Below are 16,005 nucleotides of genomic sequence, written 5' to 3' on the forward strand. Positions count from 1 at the left end.
ATCAGATGGGTGTCGACACCGAGCCGGACGATTCGCAGTCCGGTGTCGAGGTCGTGTTGCCAGATCGGCGTATTCCAGTGTGCGGGAGGGCCTTTCAACACTTCGGCGCCACCGTCGTGTGCACCGGACGGAGCAGCACCCAGGCTCACCTGAAATCTGACTATGACCGGCCGGAGACCATCGAACAGACCGCCCGGATGGTCACCGGGCTGGGCGGAACCGGTATCGCAGTACCGGTCGACCATCTCGATCCCGGACAGGTGCGCGCACTGGCCGAACGCCTCCACGTCGAGTTCGGTCGGATCGATATCCTGGTCAACGACATCTGGGGCGCCGAAGTGTTGAAAGGCCCTCCCGCACACTGGAATACGCCGATCTGGCAACACGACCTCGACACCGGACTGCGAATCGTCCGGCTCGGTGTCGACACCCATCTGATCACCTCGCACCACCTGCTGCCGCTTCTGATCACCAGACCGGGAGGCTTGCTCGTCGAAGTCTCTGACGGCACGGCGCACTACAACGCCACCCGCTACCGCATCTCGACGTTCTACGACCTGGTCAAGAACGCGGTGAACCGGCTGGCCTTCTCGCAGGGCCACGAACTGGCCGCGTACCAGGGCACCGCGGTGGCGGTTACCCCCGGCTGGCTGCGCTCGGAGATGATGCTGGACGCCTACGGCGTCACCGAGGACAACTGGCGCGACGCGTTGGACACCGACAGGTCCGGTGGTCTGCCCACGGCACCCGCGGCGTTCGCCCAATCGGAATCCCCGCGCTACATCGGCAGAGGAATCGCCGCGATGGCGGCCGACCCCGACAAGATCCGTTGGAGCCGGCAGTCGGTGACGTCGGCCGATCTCGCTGCCGCCTACGACCTCACAGATCTCGACGGAACCCGGCCCGATTGCTGGATCTGAATTCGGCAGACCCTGGGACGCGACTGAGCACCAGAGACGGCGACTGAGGGCTTGCCCACCGCTGCACACCCTTTCTATTATCTGCGTATGAATGCAGATAGCGGGAAATGCTCGCGGCGGTTACCGGACGACCAGGTGAGCCTGGTCGTCGAGGTGTTTCGGATGCTCGCCGACGCGACCCGCGTGCAGATCCTGTGGGCGCTGGTGAGCCGGGAGATGTCGGTCAATGAGCTCGCCGCTCACATCGACAAGCCGGCACCGTCGGTGTCCCAGCACCTGGCGAAGCTGCGCATGGCACGGCTGGTCCACACGCGCCGCGAAGGCACGACGGTCTTCTACCGACTCGACAACGAGCACATCAAGCAACTGGTGACCGACGCGGTCTTCAACGCCGAACACGCCGGGCCCGGCGTACCGGGCCACCACCGTGACACCGTCGACCTGGCGACCCTGCACGCCGGCGTCCCCGACGAGAAGACCGGACCGGCAGGACGCCGAGCATGAGCCGCCTGGCCAAGGACACGGTCCACCACCACGGACACGGCCACCACCACGACCACCAGCATGGCCACGGGCAGAGCCGGTTTCGCGCCGCGATCCGCCAGGTGTTCGCTCCGCACAGCCACGACGCGTCGGACAGCATCGACGATGCGCTGGAGTCCAGCGCCGCCGGCATCAGGGCGGTCAAGATCAGCCTGCTGGCCCTCGGGGCCACTGCCCTCGCCCAGATCGCCGTCGTGCTGCTTTCGGGATCGGTGGCATTGCTGGCCGACACCATCCACAACTTCTCCGATGCGATGACCGCGATCCCGCTGTGGATCGCCTTCGCTCTCGGCAACAGAGCCGCCACCCGGCGCTACACCTACGGTTTCGGCCGCGCCGAGGACATCGCCGGACTGTTCGTCGTCGCGATGATCGCGGTCTCGGCCGTCGTGGCCGGAGTCGAATCGGTGCGCCGGCTGGTGAATCCGGTGCCGATCGAACACGTCGGCTGGGTGGCCGCCGCCGGGCTGATCGGCTTCATCGGAAATGAACTCGTGGCGATCTACCGCATCGGCGTCGGCCGCAGGATCGGCTCGGCGGCACTGGTCGCCGACGGATTACACGCCCGCACAGACGGGTTCACGTCGCTGGCGGTGGTGCTCGGGGCGGGTGGCGTCGCATTGGGGTTCCCGCTGGCCGACCCGATCGTCGGCCTGATCATCACGGCGGCGATCCTGGCTGTCCTGCGCACCGCGGCGCGGGATGTGTTCGGCCGCCTGATGGACGGCGTCGACCCGTCGTTGATCGACAGCGCGGAAGCCGCGCTGGCCGCCGCACCGGGCGTGACGGCGGTCCGCGCCGTGAAGATGCGCTGGATCGGACACCAGTTGCACGCCGAAGCCGAACTCGACATCGATCCCGGGGTCACCGTGGCCGAGGCGCACCGGATCGCGCACGGAGCCGAACACGCGCTGACCCACGCGGTGCCGAAGCTGTCGAGTGCGCTCGTGCACGCCTATCCGGCGACGGCCTCCTCAGTCGATCCCGCGGGCGATCAACGCCTCGCTGAAGTCGTCGGCGGCGCGAAGGGCCGCCACGATGACAGGGACGAAGACGATGCGCGGTGAGATCCGCAGGCCCCGGGCACGGCGGGCCTCCTCTACCTGCCCGATGATCTGCACCAGAAGCGGGATCGACCGGATCGTCAATGCCAGGGCGACGGCCACCTGACGGACCGGGAACCCGAACCGCGCCAGCGGCGTCATCGCCCGGGTCGCCGCATCCAGCATGTCAGTCGTCCGGGTCGTCATCGTGACGGTCGCCGCCAGGCACACCGCGAGCAGCAACACCCCGCACACCACCAGTGCCCGGCGCCAGTCGGTGAGCAGGACCTGCAGGGCGAAGATGACGCCGACCACCCACAACACCTGGCGCAACTGCACGATCAACGCGATCACGGACAACCGCGCCGAGACGACACCCACCAGCACCGCCGCGGCGGCCACCCCCAGCCGCAGTGGGGAGTCGACCATGACCGTCATCGTGACGATCACGACGCCCAGACCGATCAGCTTCACCCCGGCCGGTATCCGGTGCAGCCACGACCGCCCCGGCCGGTAGTCACCCAGCACCGTCACGACATGAGCCTGCGGTAGGCGCTCAGCGCTACCGACGGCACGTCGTCGGCCACCACGCGACCCTCGTCCAGCACGATGACGCGATCGACGTCGGCCACCAGGTCCAGGTCATGGGTCACGAGCACGAGTTGGGTGTCCAGGGTCGCGAAGGCGGCGCGCAGCATCCGCGCGTTGCGCAGATCCAGCAGGGTCGTCGGCTCGTCGGCGATCACCACCGACGGTTCGGTGACGAGCACCGTCGCCAGCGCCAGCAGCTGCTTCTGGCCACCGGAGAGCAGATGCGCGGGCTGGTCGGCGTGCCCGGCCAAGCCGAAGCGCTCCAGCACCTGCGCCACCCGCTCGGCCCGGGTCTGCCGGTCGAGACCGAACCGGGACAGCGACAGTTCGACGTCCTCGGCGACGGTGGGCATCAGGATCTGACGGTCCGGGTCGGTGAAGACGAACCCGACGAGGCGGCGGACCTGCTTGGCGGATCGCCTGGTGTCCAGACCGTGCACCCGCACCGCACCCCGATCGGGGATGACCAGTCCGTTGAACAGCCGCGCCAGTGTCGACTTGCCACTGCCGTTGGCGCCGATGACCGCGATGCGGCGTTCGGTCAGCGTCAGCGATACGTCGCGCAGAACGGGACGGTCGCCGAACGCGTGTGACACCCCGTCGACGACGAGTGCGTCCGACGGGACGTCACTCATCGGATCGGGTGGTCCGCCACGGAGTGATCAGGCCGGGGCGGGCCCGGTGCACCTGAGCGGCGACGTAGGCACACACCACGGCCTTGGCGATGTCGCCGGGAAGGTAGATTCCGTTGGTGGACAACGCGGCCCACCAGTTGAGGTCGGTGCGCAGCATCAGCCCGACCGTGCCGAACAGGTAGATGACGGCCATGCCGCCGACGATGTTGATGAGGATGCCCCACAGCACGCGGTAGCGCGGCATCATCAGCGCGGTCAGGATCCCGATCACGACGACGGCCGGTAACCAGCCGACGAAGAACCCCGCGGTCGGCGAGGACAGCGACACCAGTCCGGTGCGACCGCCGGCCAGGATCGGCAACCCGGCGATGGCCAGGATCGCGAACAGGACGATCGCCAGCGCCCCTTTCCGAGGGCCCAGGATGGATCCGGCGAGCATCACACCGAGGGTCTGCAGCGTGATCGGCACGCCGGTGGGGCCGAGCGTCAGGGTGCCGGGCAGGCCCAGCGCCGCGAGCAGGCCGGCGAACACCGCAGCCTGCGTCAGGTCCCGCCATTCCAGGCGGCCGAAGCGGGCCGTGCCGACGGGCTCGGACGTCTCAGCATTCACCCGGGAATTATCGTGGATGCCGACCAGTGGTCGGCGCCCTCCCCCGCTCTGAGCCGGGCAGCCTCGTAGACCGCGGCCTCGAACGCCATGATCGTCTCGACCACCTTGTCGTCGAAGAACGGGAGCAGCTGTGTCGCGATCACCCCGCCGATCCCAGCCTTGCGGTCGATCCAGAAGAAGGTGTTGAACAGACCCGACCAGTCGGCCGAGCCGGCGCTGCGCATTCCGGGCAGGTCGACGTGGTACAGGTGGAATCCGAGGCTCCAGCCCTGCGGTACGGGGAGAAGCTCCACGGGTTTGGCAAGCTCGGGGACCGTCGGTTCCATCTGCTTCGGCAGCGGCGCGCCGTTGAGATGATCCCGCAGCGCAAGTGAAACTGCCCTCCTTCACCACCAGTCGCCGTGCATTGATCACCGCGGTAGCGGCAATGTGCGTCGCCAGCCTCGCCGCCTGTGCCCAACCGTCGTCCGTGGGATCCGGTGACGGTCCCCTCTACGAAGGCAAAACCATCGAGATCGTCGTACCGTTCGGTACGGGCGGTGGCGCCGATCTCACCGCCCGACTCGTGGCGCCCTACCTTCAGAAGCACCTTCCGGGCAACCCGACGGTGCAGGTCGTCAACGTCGAGGCGAACGGCGATCACCGAGTCGGCACCAACGATTTCGCCAAAGCCGACCCGGACGGTACGCAACTCCTCATGGGCTCGGGCTCCACGCACTCCGCGTTCCTGTACAAGTCGCCAGGGGTCGAATACGACCTCAGCGAGTTCACTCCCCTGCTGGGATTCCCGCTGGGCAACGTCGTGTACGTCAACCCCGACACCGGGATCGGGAGTGCCGACCAGCTCCTAAAACCCGCCACGCAGATGTTCAGCGGCGGTCGCGAACCGGTGGGCGGTGAGCTGTACCGGGTGAGCTCGTACCACCTGCTGGGATTGCCGGTCGAGGAGCTGTGGGGGTACGGCGGTCAGGACGCGATCGGGATCGCCTACTCGCAGGGTGAGGTCAACATCGCGGGCGAGACCACTCCCGGGTTCCTACGGACCGTGCAACCACTGGTGGAAACGGGCGAGGCGACGCCCGTTTACACGATGGGACAGGTGGAGAACGGTGAGCTCGTTCGCGACCCGGCGTTCCCCGACCTACCGCACGTCGGTGAGGTCTACGAACAGCTTCACGGGGAGTCGATCGATACCAAGGGTGAGGAATTGGAGGCATTCAAGGTTCAGATTGCGGCCGCTCTGACGCTATCCAAGTCGCTGTGGGTCCAAGGCGACGCGCCTGACGAAGTCCAGGACGCGCTGATCGCGGCAGCGGAGGAGGTCGCCACAGATCCGGAGTTCCTGAAGCAGGCGGAGTCAGAACTCGGCGGCTACCAGCCCATCTACGGCGAAGAGCTCGACGCGTCGATCCAGGAGAACCTTGTCGACGTCGACCCGCAAGCCATCGACTGGCTGCGTAACGACGTCCGCCAGCGTTACAACCTCGACCTTCAGTAGCACGGTCCGTAACCACCCAGCGCGCCAGCTCGGCTGAGGGCGGGCGTGCTGGGTCCACGAAGGGAATCTGAATGTTTGAGGCGGCACAAGTCGCACTGGAGGCGCTGACAGACCCCAGCCGGCTCGCTTACCTGCTGCTTGGCGTTCTGGTGGGCGTGGCGGTTGGGATTCTGCCCGGCCTCGGCAGTCTGGCGGGAATGGCAGTTCTCCTGCCCTTCATCTACGGAATGGACCCCTATTCCGGGATCGCCCTCCTGGTCGGCATGATGGCGGTCACGGGCACGGCGGACACCTTCTCGTCGGTGCTCCTCGGCGTCCCTGGCGCCTCGGCTTCGCAAGCGACGATTCTCGACGGCTATCCGATGACGCGGCGCGGTGAAGGGGCACGAGCCCTGGGTGCCTCCTTCACCGCGTCGCTCATCGGCGGGCTCGTCGGCGCACTCGCCTTGTTCATGCTCCTGCCGGTGGTCCGACCGCTCGTACTCGCGCTCAATGCACCCGAACTCCTGATGCTGGCGCTCATCGGTGTGTCATTGGTCGGCGTTCTCGCCAGGGGTGCAGTACTCGCCGGCCTCATCACCGCGGCCCTCGGCCTCCTCATCAGTTGTGTGGGCGCGGCCCCAGCGGGCGGCGATCGCTACATCTTCGGCTGGGACTATCTGTACGGCGGGGTTTCGATCGTCCTGCTCGCCCTCGGTCTGTTCGCCGTTCCGGAGTTCTTCGATCTGGCCAGGGAAAACGTATCCATCGCTCGCTCCGGCAAGCTCGACAAGATCACGCGCGGGCTGTTCCAAGGAGCGCGGGACGCCGTACGCCACATCGGTGTCGTCGTTCAGGGCAGCACGATCGGTGTCCTCCTCGGCGTCATCCCCGGCATCGGTGGGACCGCCGTGCAGTGGATCGTCTATGGGACGACCCAGCAGTTCGCCAAGGACAAGAGCAAATTCGGCAAGGGCGACGTCCGTGGGGTCATCGGGCCGGAGGCGTCCAACAACTCCGTCGACGCCGGGGTCCTGATGCCCACCCTCATGTTCGGGATCCCCGGCAACGGCACGACGGCCATCCTGCTGTCGGGAATGCTGCTCCTGGGCGTTCAGGTCGGGCCCGACATGGTGTCACCGCAGGGTATGCCGTTTCTGCTCACCGTCATCTGGACGTTGGCCATAGCGAATGTCCTGGCCACGATCGCCTGTTTCGGCGCCGCGCGAATCATGGTGAAGCTCAGCACCATCAGTGCGCGCTTCCTGCTGCCCTTCCTCTTCCTCGTCCTGATCACCGCGGCGTATCAGGCGAGCCAACGCTGGGGCGACGTGATCCTCGTGTTCATCATCGGCATCATCGGCTGGTGGATGAAACGCCTCCACCTGCCCCGTCCACCGCTTCTCATCGGTTTCGTACTCGGGCCATCTATCGAGCGATATCTACGGATCAGCCTCGACCGTTACGGCCTCGAGTTCATGGCTCGCCCTGGGGTGCTCGCCCTGGCGGTCGTGCTCGTGGTGTCGGTCTACCTCAGCATCAGGTTCCGCGCCGCGGTCCAAGCGAAGCAGCACGACGCAGAAGGGGTGCGCGCATGAGTGAGGCGACGGAGCCTCGGATCGATGAGGACCTGGATCGGCGCGACGACCGTCGGCTCCAACTCGTGGCCTCGATCCTGATCCTGCTCGTCTTCGCGGCGGGGCTCTACACGGCTGGTGACTTCGCCGCGGTGGCGCGATGGTTCCCCACCGCGGTCACGCTCACCGGACTCGTCCTCACCGGAGCCAAGATCGTCGTCGACGTTCGCAACCTGCGTCGCCCGTACGCCCCCTCCGATGTTGCAGAGGACGAACAGGATCTTGACGAAGCAGGTGGCCGACGGAACGTGTTGGTCTGGATCGCTGCCGTCGCCGTGCTGCTGGTGCTGTGTCGGCTGGTGGGGTTCCTGTGGGGAGCCACCATCTGGATTCCGCTCGTGCTGCTCGTGGTCAGTAAGGCCAAGTGGTACTCGGTGATCATCGCGATGCTCGCGACGTACTCGCTCGTGTGGTGCGCCGAGGTCTACCTGGCCATGAGGTGGCCATCCGGGATCTGGGATCTCAGCGGAATCGGCTTCTGATGTCGTCCGATCGCGAGGTCGACCGTACGTCGGCAGGATTCGAGCTTGTCGCCCACGTGCTCGGCGACGCCTACCTCGATCTCCCGCCGGAGGTGTCGGAGCGCACCAAGATGCTGGTCCTCGACCAACTGGGCTGCACCCTCGTCGGCATGGAGCTCCCCTCCGGTGAGCGTGCCCTGAGGTACGCGGACATGTGCGGAGGAACCGCGGAATCGTCGGTTCTCAGGGTCTCTCGGCGCTTGCCGGCTGCGCTCGCCGCGTGGGTCAACGGTACGGCCGGACACGCTGCGGAGCTCGACTGCGCCCACGCCACGGTCGACTTCCGAGCAACCGGACATCCCGCAACGGTGATCGTCCCGGCGGCGCTCGCCGTAGCCGAGCGGCAACGGTCCACGGGACGGGAACTCCTCGAAGCCGTCGCCGCTGGCTTCGACGCGGGGGTGAGAACCATCTCCGTCACCGGGGGGCTGCCGCGGATGCGGGACACCCACGGCCTGTACGCGGGCTGCCTGCATTCGGTGGGAGCAGCGCTTGCGAGCGCCCGACTGCTAGGACTGGACGTCGATCAGTCCCTGCACGCTGTTGCCCTCAGTGTCGGACAGGCCCTGAGTCCGGTCGCCTTCTTCGGCGAGCGTCAGCACATCAGCAAGTCGATCACCAAGGGCGGCCAACCTGCCTTCGCCGGCGTCGCCGGCGCTCTGCAGGCCGCGGCCGGACTGGAGGGAATCGACGACATCTTCACCGCGGACGGCGGCGTTATCCACACATGGGGCGAACCGGGTCGGGAACACCTGCTGACCGAGGGGCTCGGCGACGATCACGCGGTCATGGGTGCCAACCTCAAGTTCTATGCGGCCGGTTACCCGATTCACTCCGCAGTCGAGGCAGCGCTCAGCTTGGTGGGCACGCACCGACTCACAACGGATCGGATCGAATCCGTGACGGTGGGGATGCCTCGTTTCGCGTCGACCGTCGTGGACTCGCGAAACATGCCGACGATATGCATGCAGGACATGTTGTCGGTCGCACTCGTCGCCGGCGCACTGGGCTTCGACGAGGCGCACTCGGACGAACTGCTACGGGACCCGGAGGTCATCCGGCTTCGAGCAGTGGTGAAGGTCGTCGTCGACGACGAGTTGGAGGCCCGGCAGCCGCACGGGCGCGGATCACGCGTCACGTTGCTAACTCGCGAGGGTCCCCGCACGCTGCTGGTTGAGCATCCCAAGGGGCACCGGTTCCGCGAAGGCGGTGTCACGTGGGAGGACCTCCGTGAGAAGTGGTCACCTCTGGTGAGCTCCAGATTGAGCCGATCGCGATACGACCAACTCGAGGAGGCGTGTCGGTCGCTCGAATCCCTGAGCGACATCAACGATTTGATCGACCTGACCCTGCCATGAGTCGTAGGTCCGTTCGAAAGCACCGGTTGACTGGCGGCGACCGCGATCCATATGCGATCGGAAGTTATCAGTTGTTCGGCGAACAACTCTTTGAGGCTCTGGCGTCCCAGGGACAACCGAGATTCCAGGTTCACCTGGTGCACCTGGCCACGGTGAGGCGGTCGATGTCATCGTGACTCAACGGATTCGCCTCCCGGATAATGCGTACACCGAGTCGTTTGAGCAAGTGAAGGACGTGGATGTGCGGCTGTGCGCGAGCCTTTCGAGGCGATGACTCGTGTGCGCCCGGCCATCAATCGTGCAGTCCGCGGTGATGCTTGGTCATCGAAGGGCTCCCATGTCGTCGAGCGCGTGGGTGGTCGGCACCGTCGCGGACCTGGCTTCAGGCGGCTGAGCGTCGAACGGCGGGCCGGCGGCGTAACTCGTTCTGCTGCAGTGCAGGCGGGACATATTGCTGGTCGAGTGGGCCGGCGTCGGTACCCGGGGCGACGATCTGGTCGATGCGGTCGAGCAGGTCGTCGTCGAGCACGGTGTCCAGGCCGTCGAGGAGGTCGTCGAGTTGTTCCAAGGTTCGAGCTCCGATCAATGCGCTGGTCACGCCGGGATGGGTGGTGGCGAACGCCATGGCGAGATGCGGCATCGTGATACCCGCCTCGGCGGCCAGCGGGATGAGGCGCTCGACGGCGTCGAGTCGCCGTTCGTCGGAGAACGCGCTCATCATCGTGGCACGGCTGACGTCGCTTTCTTGCCCCCGCCGAACGCGCCCGGTCAGCATGCCCTGACCAAGGGGCCCCCACACAAGCACCCCCATGCCGTACTCCTGGGCGACGGGAAGGACCTCGCGTTCGATGCTGCGGTTGAGGATCGAGTACGGCGGCTGCTCGGTGTGGGGGCGAAGGAGACCCCTTCGCTCGGCGATCCATTGTGCTCGCACCATGTCCGACGCCGGAAGTGTGGAGGTACCGAAGGCCCGGATCTTACCGCTGCGCACCAGATCGGTCATCACCGACAACGTCTCCTCCATGTCGGTACTGGGATCGGGACGATGAAGCTGGTAAAGGTCTATGTGGTCGGTCTGCAGCCGGCGCAGGGAGTTCTCCACCGCAGTGGTGATCCATCGTCGTGAGGCGCCTTGGTGATTGGGGTCATCGTCAACCGGCCGACCGACCTTGGTGGCCAGGACGACGTCCTGTCGGCGGCCCTTCAGTGCTCGGCCAACGACCTCTTCTGAGTCGCCGTAGGCATCGGAGGTGTCGATCAGATTGATGCCGGCGTCGAGGGCGCGATGGATTATGCGGATGGAAACGTCCTCGGTATTGCCGGTCTTGGTACCGAGCATGAGCGCCCCCAACGCGTAAGCGCTGACCTTGATGCCGGTGCGGCCAAGCGAGCGGTAGTGCATGAGAACCCCTTGCGTAGTTGTGGTGCCACGTGGCCGCGGTAGAGTGCGGTAAGTGGAATCGTATTCCGGTAATATACGGAATAGCATTCCGGTTAGCAAGGAGGGATGTGCGATGGTTACGGCAAGTGGCACGCTTCGAACCAGAACGCCGGTTCTGCCGAGGTGACGAACTCGAACCCGAAACGCGCAGACGCCAAGCGCAACGTGGATCTGCTGCTGCAGGCCGCGAAGGCGGTGTTCGCCACGGCGGGTGTCGACGCGCCGGCCAAACACGTCGCACTTCGCGCAGGGGTGGGTGTAGGGACGCTCTATCGACATTTCCCTCTGCGGTCAGACCTCGTCGTCGCGGTCCTCCAGCATGAGTTGGACGTCTGCGTTGAAAAAGCGACGGCGCTGCAGGACGCACCCGATGCCCGTGCCGCGTTGCATAGTTGGATTGCCTCATACGCGGAATTCGTCGGGACCAAGGCCGGTTTGGCCAAGGCCTTGCATTCCGACGAGCCGGCCTACGAAGGTTTGCCGCAGCGTCTGCTGGAACAACTCGAGCCGGCCCTGGATCGCCTGCTGGCACGCGCGGTCGAGAAGGGCGTTGTACGTACCGACGTCGCGGCGCACGACATCCTGATTGCCATCGCTTTGATTTCGCAGCCAGTGCCCGGACAGTCTGCCGACTTCGTCACCCGGATGATCGGTGTCCTGCTGGATGGACTCGGCGCCAAGCAAATCGAGTCTGCGCGGACCGGCTGAGCGGCTGGGCCGATGCACTCAGCTATTTCCCAGCGAGATCGCGGTTCGGTCATGATCGAGCTTCGAACACTTCCTTGAAAACCGGCATCGCCGAGAATGCGCGTGGCCAGCCCGCATAGAAGGCCAGCTGGGTGAGCGCCTCGTTGGCTTGCGCCTCGGTCAGGCCGTTGTCCATCGCGATGTTGAGGTGCGAGGTGATCTGGCCGGTCAACCCCGTGGCCACCAGCGCGCTCACCGTTGTCAGGCTTCGGTCACGGGGCGGCAGGCCCGGTCGCAGCCAGAGATCTGTGAACAGCACGTCGGTCGTGAACTGCTGCACTCCCTGCCCAGTGGTGCCATGGGTGCTCTCGATGCGCGCCCTGCGCGCCGACTCGAACTCCTGGTCGATCGGGAGCAACTCCGGCTCGGCTACGGGGAGTTGGTCGGTGCCGATGCCGCGGGCCGCGAACACCGGCTTGGCCGCTTCCACGGCGGCCATGGCGTTGGGCCAGCCGGCGTAGAACGCGAGGTGGGTGATGATCTCGGAGAGCTCACCCGGTGTGACGCCGCTGTCGAGCGCACGGTTCATGTAGAACGGCAGCTCTGCGGTCTGATCACGGGCGATCATTGCCGCCACCGTGACGATGCTGCGTTCCCGCGGTGCGAGGTCCGGGCGCTGCCACAGCTGGTTCTCCAGAACCTCATCACCATAGCGCTGTAATGCGGGTGACACTGATTCCACGGATTCCACCTGTGCCGCAGTGGAATTGCCGTCGTCATCCGATCGGGTCTCGGAGCAGCCGGCGGCGAAGACAGCCGAGGCGATCGCCGCGGCGGCAAAGGGCAGCTTGGTCAGTTTCATGGTTTTGTCTCTCAATTCAGGTACTGCGCGTCGGTGACCTGCTCCATCCAGGTAACCCGATTACCGTCGACGGCCTCGGCAATGGCGATGTGGGTCATGGCGTCGTTTGCGGTGGCACCGTGCCAATGCTTGACCCCTGGTGGAATCCGCACGACATCGCCAAGGGCCATCTGTTGTTTCGGGCCATCCCAGCTCTGAACCCAGCCGACGCCTTCGGTGATGATCAGGGTTTGGCCGGCCGGGTGAGTGTGCCAAGCCGACCGTGCGCCCGGTTGGAAGTCGACCTCGCCGCCCGACATATCCGAGTATTCGGTCACATCGAGCAACGGCGTGCTCTGCGCGCTGCCGGTGAAGTTCGCCGGGGATCCGGGAGATGCCGCGCGGGCGCCCTCGGCGGAGACTTCGATCTCGGCGTTCTCCGCCTGGACGACAGCCCCGTTCGCAACCGTGGCGAGCAGTACCGCCGTCAGCACTGTCGCAGTCTTCGTTGCAAGACGCATGGTGATTCCTTCCACTTCAGATGAGTCGAGCACCTGCTATCGACCGTCGAGGCCCTTGTCGGCGAAGAACTCCGACACCTCGTCGGCGATCTCGACATTGTTCAGATCGGAGAACGGGAAATGGGTGTTGCCGTGGATTCCGGCCTCCGGCAGATGGACCACAGTCGCATCGCCCCCGTGCCGGTTCACCGCGTCGGCCCAGAGCCGCGCCATCTCCAGCCGTGCGCGCCAACTGTCCTGTGCCGGCATGTTCGTCGGCTCGCTCGGGATGTTGTCGCCGTAGTAGATGACGATCGGGATCTGGGTCAGGGCATCGAACTGATCCATCGGGACGGCCTCGGCGGCGACGGTGTCGTAGGAGTTGCGAATCGGCGGAGGAACCTCCCCTTCGGGGAACACGAAACCACTGCCCGGCTCGAACGACACGATGCTCTTCACCCGCGGGTTCTTGATCGCGGTCAACCAACCCGGTCCGCCGCCCTGAGAATGCGTGAACAGTATGCCGTCGCCGATCCTGTCGAACAGTGCGGACATCGCATCGGAGATGACATTCGCATCGAACGGGCCGGTGTTCGGCGTCATGGACCGGAAGTACTGATCCAACGCCTCGGGTTCATCGGAGAACTGGACGCCGGGGAACATGTCGGGCCAGGTCCCCACCCGGAACTGGTTGAACCACATCTGTTCGTCGGGCGTCGGTGTCAGCGTGGCGCCGACCATGCTGCGACCGGCATTACCGCGGCGCGGTTGATCGACCAGGTAGGTGGAGAAGCCGCGGCGCAGGAACAGATTCTGGAAGCCTTCTCGTCCGTCCGGGGTGGTTTCCCAGGTCCGGGAGAACTGCCCTGCCCCGTGCAGCATCACCAGCGGGAGCTTTCGGGCGTCCTCGGGCACCTGATAGAACGCGTACGCGTGATCGCCGTGGTAGGTCTGGCCTTGCGGCTGGGAGGGGCTGAGCGGGTCGAACTGCCCGGGTGCGGTCATGGCGGTGCCGCCGACGGCGAAGCTGCCCTGGTCGGCGAGCGCCAACGCCTGTGCACTGTCGGTCTCGGTACCGGAGCTGCACCCAGCGAGCAACGCGGCCGCGGCCAATGCCGCAACCGTGGCTCGGAAACGGCCTGTCATGGTGGTCACCTCAGTGTCCTTTCGTAGTGACGGTCAGCTGACCAAGTTGTGTTCGCGCAGCCAGGTGTCGATGTCGCCGGCGGCTTCTGCGACCTCTTCGCCACGCACCGCCAGGCCACGTTTCACCGTCGCACCCGGCAGCGCCTCGCGATAGAAATCGTCGACGCCGGACATGCCGCTGACCGCGTAGGTCACCAGGGGTAGCACCGTCTTGCCGGCGAGATCGACACCGCCGATGAAGGTCGACATGATCCGCGGTGCCCGACTGCTCCACACCGGGCTGCCGAGAATGATTACGTCGTACGCTCCGACATCGGGTAACGCCCCGGCGATCGCCGGCAGGGCCTCGCGTTCCTGCTCGTCGCGGTTCCTGTCGACCGCTTCGTCATACGAATCCGGGTACGGGTCCGCGGCTTCGATCTTGTAGAGGTCCGCACCGGTACGGTCGCGGATCATGCCGGCAACCACCTCGGTGTTGCCGACCTGCAGGTCGGTTCGTCCGCCGTAGTAGTAGTTCTCCCCGGCCCGCGAGAAGAACACGATCAGTGTCCTTTGACCCGCAGCGGCCGGTGTCGCCGTGTTCGGCGCAGACGTGCTCGACGAGTTCGTCGGCGCAGTCGCACTCGAACAGCCGGCAAGCGTGGCCGCAACACCGGCGGCGGCCGCCTGCAGGGCGGCGCGTCGTGAAAAGTGCGGATTCATCGGCGGTACTACAGTGGTGGCGCTTCGACGCCGGTCTGGGCCAGCACCGGGGGCGCGAGTCGCTCGCCGCTGATCGGGATCGCTGCCACCGCGGCGTTGAGTTCGCGCAGTTCATCGGGACTGAAGTTGACCTCCTCAGCACCCAGGTTGTCCGCGAGGTGGCCCATCCGGGTGGTGCTGGGAATCGGCACGATCCACGGCTTTTGCGCCATCAGCCAGGCCAGCGAAAGCTGTGCCGGAGTCGCGCCCTTTCGCACCGCCCAGTCCTGAATGAGCTGCACCAAAGACATGTTCGCGGCCAGGTTCTCCGGACTGTTACGTGGCACAGCGGCGCGGAAGTCGCCCTCGGCGAAACGGGTGAACGGGGTGATGGTGCCGGTGGTGAAGCCCATGCCCACCGGAGCCCACGGCACGAACCCGATGCCCAGTTCCTCGCAGAGCGGCAGAATCTCGCGCTCGGGACCTCGAAAGAGCATCGAGTACTCGTTCTGGATGGCGGCCAGCGGCTGCACGGCATGCGCGCGGCGAACCGTCTGCGGCCCTGGTTCGGAGAGCCCGAATTGCCGGACCTTCCCCTCTCCGATGAGGTCTTTGACGGTGCCCGCGACGTCCTCGATCGGGACAGCGGGGTCGACGCGGTGCTGGTACAGCAGATCGATGTAATCGGTACGCAACCGCTGCAACATCGCGTCGACAGAGGTTCTGATGTGGTCGGGGCGGCTGTTGCGTCCACCTCGGCGTTCTCCGGTTTGCAGGTCGATGTCGAAACCGAACTTGGAGGCGATGACCACCTGGTCGCGCACCGGCTGAAGGGCTTCGCCGACGATGCGTTCGGATTCAAGTGGGCCGTACGCTTCTGCGGTGTCGAAGAAGGTGACGCCCTGGTCGTGTGCCGTGCGGATGAGGGTGACCATGTCGGCGCGGCTGGTGACGGGTCCGTAGAGCTTGCCGGGCATGGTCTGGCAACCCAAGCCGATGCCCGACACCTCGAGCGAGCCCAGGGGGCGGCGGCTGGTAACCGTGGTGGCCGCCGTCATCGCGTTGTCCCGCTCGCGAGGTTCTCCGGTGGGCGAATCCTGTTGCGCCGGATCCGCCGCACTGAACCGTCCTGGTCTGGATGGAGACCTCGGTTAGGCCACCTCCGGTGTTGAGGCGGCGTCATTACGGTACTGGGCCTCGTAGTCGATCGGCGACTGGTAGCTCAGGGAGGAGTGCAGGCGGTCGGTGTTGTACCAGTGCACCCAGGCCGCGGTTTCGCGTTCGACTTCGGCACGCCCGGTCCAGGATTGGTGGCGGTCGATCAGCTCGGTCTTGTAGAGGCCGATCGCCGATTCCATCAACGCGTTGTCGAGG

Annotated in this window: 18 protein-coding genes and 1 pseudogene; 8 read left to right on the forward strand and 11 right to left on the reverse strand. The window is 65.9% G+C overall.

Annotated features, from left to right (window positions below; all coding sequences use genetic code 11):
- Positions 1-5: 5 nt before the first annotated feature.
- From ASJ79_RS03345 to ASJ79_RS03355, 3 genes are all read left to right on the forward strand, one after another.
- On the forward strand, positions 6-920 hold the full coding sequence (locus tag ASJ79_RS03345; protein ID WP_082753643.1) for an SDR family oxidoreductase: 915 nt from the start codon (positions 6-8) through the stop codon (positions 918-920).
- Positions 921-1,007: 87 nt separating this feature from the next.
- Positions 1,008-1,424 carry a metalloregulator ArsR/SmtB family transcription factor gene (locus ASJ79_RS03350; protein ID WP_067953185.1) on the forward strand — a complete coding sequence of 139 codons (417 nt, stop codon included), beginning with the start codon at positions 1,008-1,010 and terminating at the stop codon, positions 1,422-1,424.
- A complete protein-coding gene (locus ASJ79_RS03355) occupies positions 1,421-2,530 on the forward strand; it encodes a cation diffusion facilitator family transporter (protein ID WP_082753639.1) in 1,110 nt (369 codons plus the stop codon). Before ASJ79_RS03350 ends, ASJ79_RS03355 begins: the two co-directional genes overlap by 4 nt.
- Here ASJ79_RS03355 and ASJ79_RS03360 read toward each other — a convergent pair.
- The 4 genes and pseudogenes from ASJ79_RS03360 to ASJ79_RS03375 form a co-directional block, all read right to left on the reverse strand.
- The gene (locus ASJ79_RS03360; protein WP_067953189.1) at positions 2,438-3,040 is read right to left on the reverse strand and encodes a CbiQ family ECF transporter T component; all 603 of its coding nucleotides are present in this window, start codon (positions 3,038-3,040) and stop codon (positions 2,438-2,440) included. The two genes, ASJ79_RS03355 and ASJ79_RS03360, sit on opposite strands and share 93 nt — an antisense overlap.
- Positions 3,037-3,732 (reverse strand): energy-coupling factor ABC transporter ATP-binding protein, encoded by a 696-nt coding sequence (locus tag ASJ79_RS03365; protein ID WP_067953191.1) that lies wholly within the window; start codon positions 3,730-3,732, stop codon positions 3,037-3,039. Before ASJ79_RS03365 ends, ASJ79_RS03360 begins: the two co-directional genes overlap by 4 nt.
- Entirely contained in the window at positions 3,725-4,342 is a 618-nt protein-coding gene (locus ASJ79_RS03370; RefSeq protein ID WP_067953193.1) for a biotin transporter BioY, read from the reverse strand. The genes ASJ79_RS03365 and ASJ79_RS03370 overlap by 8 nt, the downstream gene beginning before the upstream one ends.
- A pseudogene (locus ASJ79_RS03375) lies at positions 4,339-4,719 on the reverse strand (hypothetical protein); the annotation flags it as partial. The gene ASJ79_RS03370 and the pseudogene ASJ79_RS03375, both read right to left, overlap by 4 nt.
- 50 nt (positions 4,720-4,769) lie before the next feature.
- Between ASJ79_RS03375 and ASJ79_RS03380 the strand changes: the two are divergent.
- From ASJ79_RS03380 to ASJ79_RS03395, 4 genes are all read left to right on the forward strand, one after another.
- Positions 4,770-5,840, forward strand: coding sequence for a tripartite tricarboxylate transporter substrate binding protein (locus ASJ79_RS03380; RefSeq protein WP_067953196.1), 1,071 nt, complete (start codon positions 4,770-4,772; stop codon positions 5,838-5,840).
- Positions 5,841-5,911: 71 nt separating this feature from the next.
- Positions 5,912-7,417: a tripartite tricarboxylate transporter permease gene (locus ASJ79_RS03385; RefSeq protein WP_082753640.1), complete on the forward strand. Its 1,506-nt coding sequence runs from the start codon at positions 5,912-5,914 to the stop codon at positions 7,415-7,417.
- Complete coding sequence (locus ASJ79_RS03390) at positions 7,414-7,938, forward strand: tripartite tricarboxylate transporter TctB family protein (RefSeq protein ID WP_067953200.1); 525 nt, start codon at positions 7,414-7,416, stop codon at positions 7,936-7,938. Before ASJ79_RS03385 ends, ASJ79_RS03390 begins: the two co-directional genes overlap by 4 nt.
- Positions 7,938-9,335, forward strand: a complete 1,398-nt coding sequence (locus ASJ79_RS03395; protein ID WP_067953202.1) for an MmgE/PrpD family protein — start codon at positions 7,938-7,940, stop codon at positions 9,333-9,335. The genes ASJ79_RS03390 and ASJ79_RS03395 overlap by 1 nt, the downstream gene beginning before the upstream one ends.
- A gap of 382 nt (positions 9,336-9,717) precedes the next feature.
- Here ASJ79_RS03395 and ASJ79_RS03400 read toward each other — a convergent pair whose 3' ends face one another.
- Positions 9,718-10,737 carry an aldo/keto reductase gene (locus ASJ79_RS03400; protein WP_067953205.1) on the reverse strand — a complete coding sequence of 340 codons (1,020 nt, stop codon included), beginning with the start codon at positions 10,735-10,737 and terminating at the stop codon, positions 9,718-9,720.
- A 105-nt stretch (positions 10,738-10,842) separates the two neighbouring features.
- Between ASJ79_RS03400 and ASJ79_RS03405 the strand changes: the two genes are divergently transcribed.
- Positions 10,843-11,484, forward strand: a complete 642-nt coding sequence (locus ASJ79_RS03405; protein WP_067953207.1) for a TetR/AcrR family transcriptional regulator — start codon at positions 10,843-10,845, stop codon at positions 11,482-11,484.
- Positions 11,485-11,533: 49 nt separating this feature from the next.
- On the opposite strand, the gene ASJ79_RS03410 is transcribed toward ASJ79_RS03405, so the two are convergent.
- The 6 genes from ASJ79_RS03410 to ASJ79_RS03435 form a co-directional block, all read right to left on the reverse strand.
- On the reverse strand, positions 11,534-12,325 hold the full coding sequence (locus ASJ79_RS03410) for a carboxymuconolactone decarboxylase family protein (RefSeq protein WP_067953208.1): 792 nt from the start codon (positions 12,323-12,325) through the stop codon (positions 11,534-11,536).
- An 11-nt stretch (positions 12,326-12,336) separates the two neighbouring features.
- Positions 12,337-12,825, reverse strand: a complete 489-nt coding sequence (locus ASJ79_RS03415) for a cupin domain-containing protein (RefSeq protein ID WP_067953212.1) — start codon at positions 12,823-12,825, stop codon at positions 12,337-12,339.
- Between the two features lie 36 nt (positions 12,826-12,861).
- Entirely contained in the window at positions 12,862-13,950 is a 1,089-nt protein-coding gene (locus ASJ79_RS03420) for an alpha/beta fold hydrolase (RefSeq protein ID WP_067953213.1), read from the reverse strand.
- A 33-nt stretch (positions 13,951-13,983) separates the two neighbouring features.
- The gene (locus tag ASJ79_RS03425) at positions 13,984-14,490 is read right to left on the reverse strand and encodes a flavodoxin (RefSeq protein WP_231750703.1); all 507 of its coding nucleotides are present in this window, start codon (positions 14,488-14,490) and stop codon (positions 13,984-13,986) included.
- 170 nt (positions 14,491-14,660) lie between these two features.
- Positions 14,661-15,689: an aldo/keto reductase gene (locus ASJ79_RS03430; RefSeq protein WP_082753642.1), complete on the reverse strand. Its 1,029-nt coding sequence runs from the start codon at positions 15,687-15,689 to the stop codon at positions 14,661-14,663.
- Between the two features lie 93 nt (positions 15,690-15,782).
- A partial coding sequence (locus ASJ79_RS03435) for an integrase core domain-containing protein (protein ID WP_156448264.1) occupies positions 15,783-16,005 on the reverse strand: 223 nt, incomplete at its 5' end.

It is taken from the genome of Mycobacterium sp. NAZ190054 (assembly GCF_001545925.1).
Lineage (GTDB): Bacteria > Actinomycetota > Actinomycetes > Mycobacteriales > Mycobacteriaceae > Mycobacterium.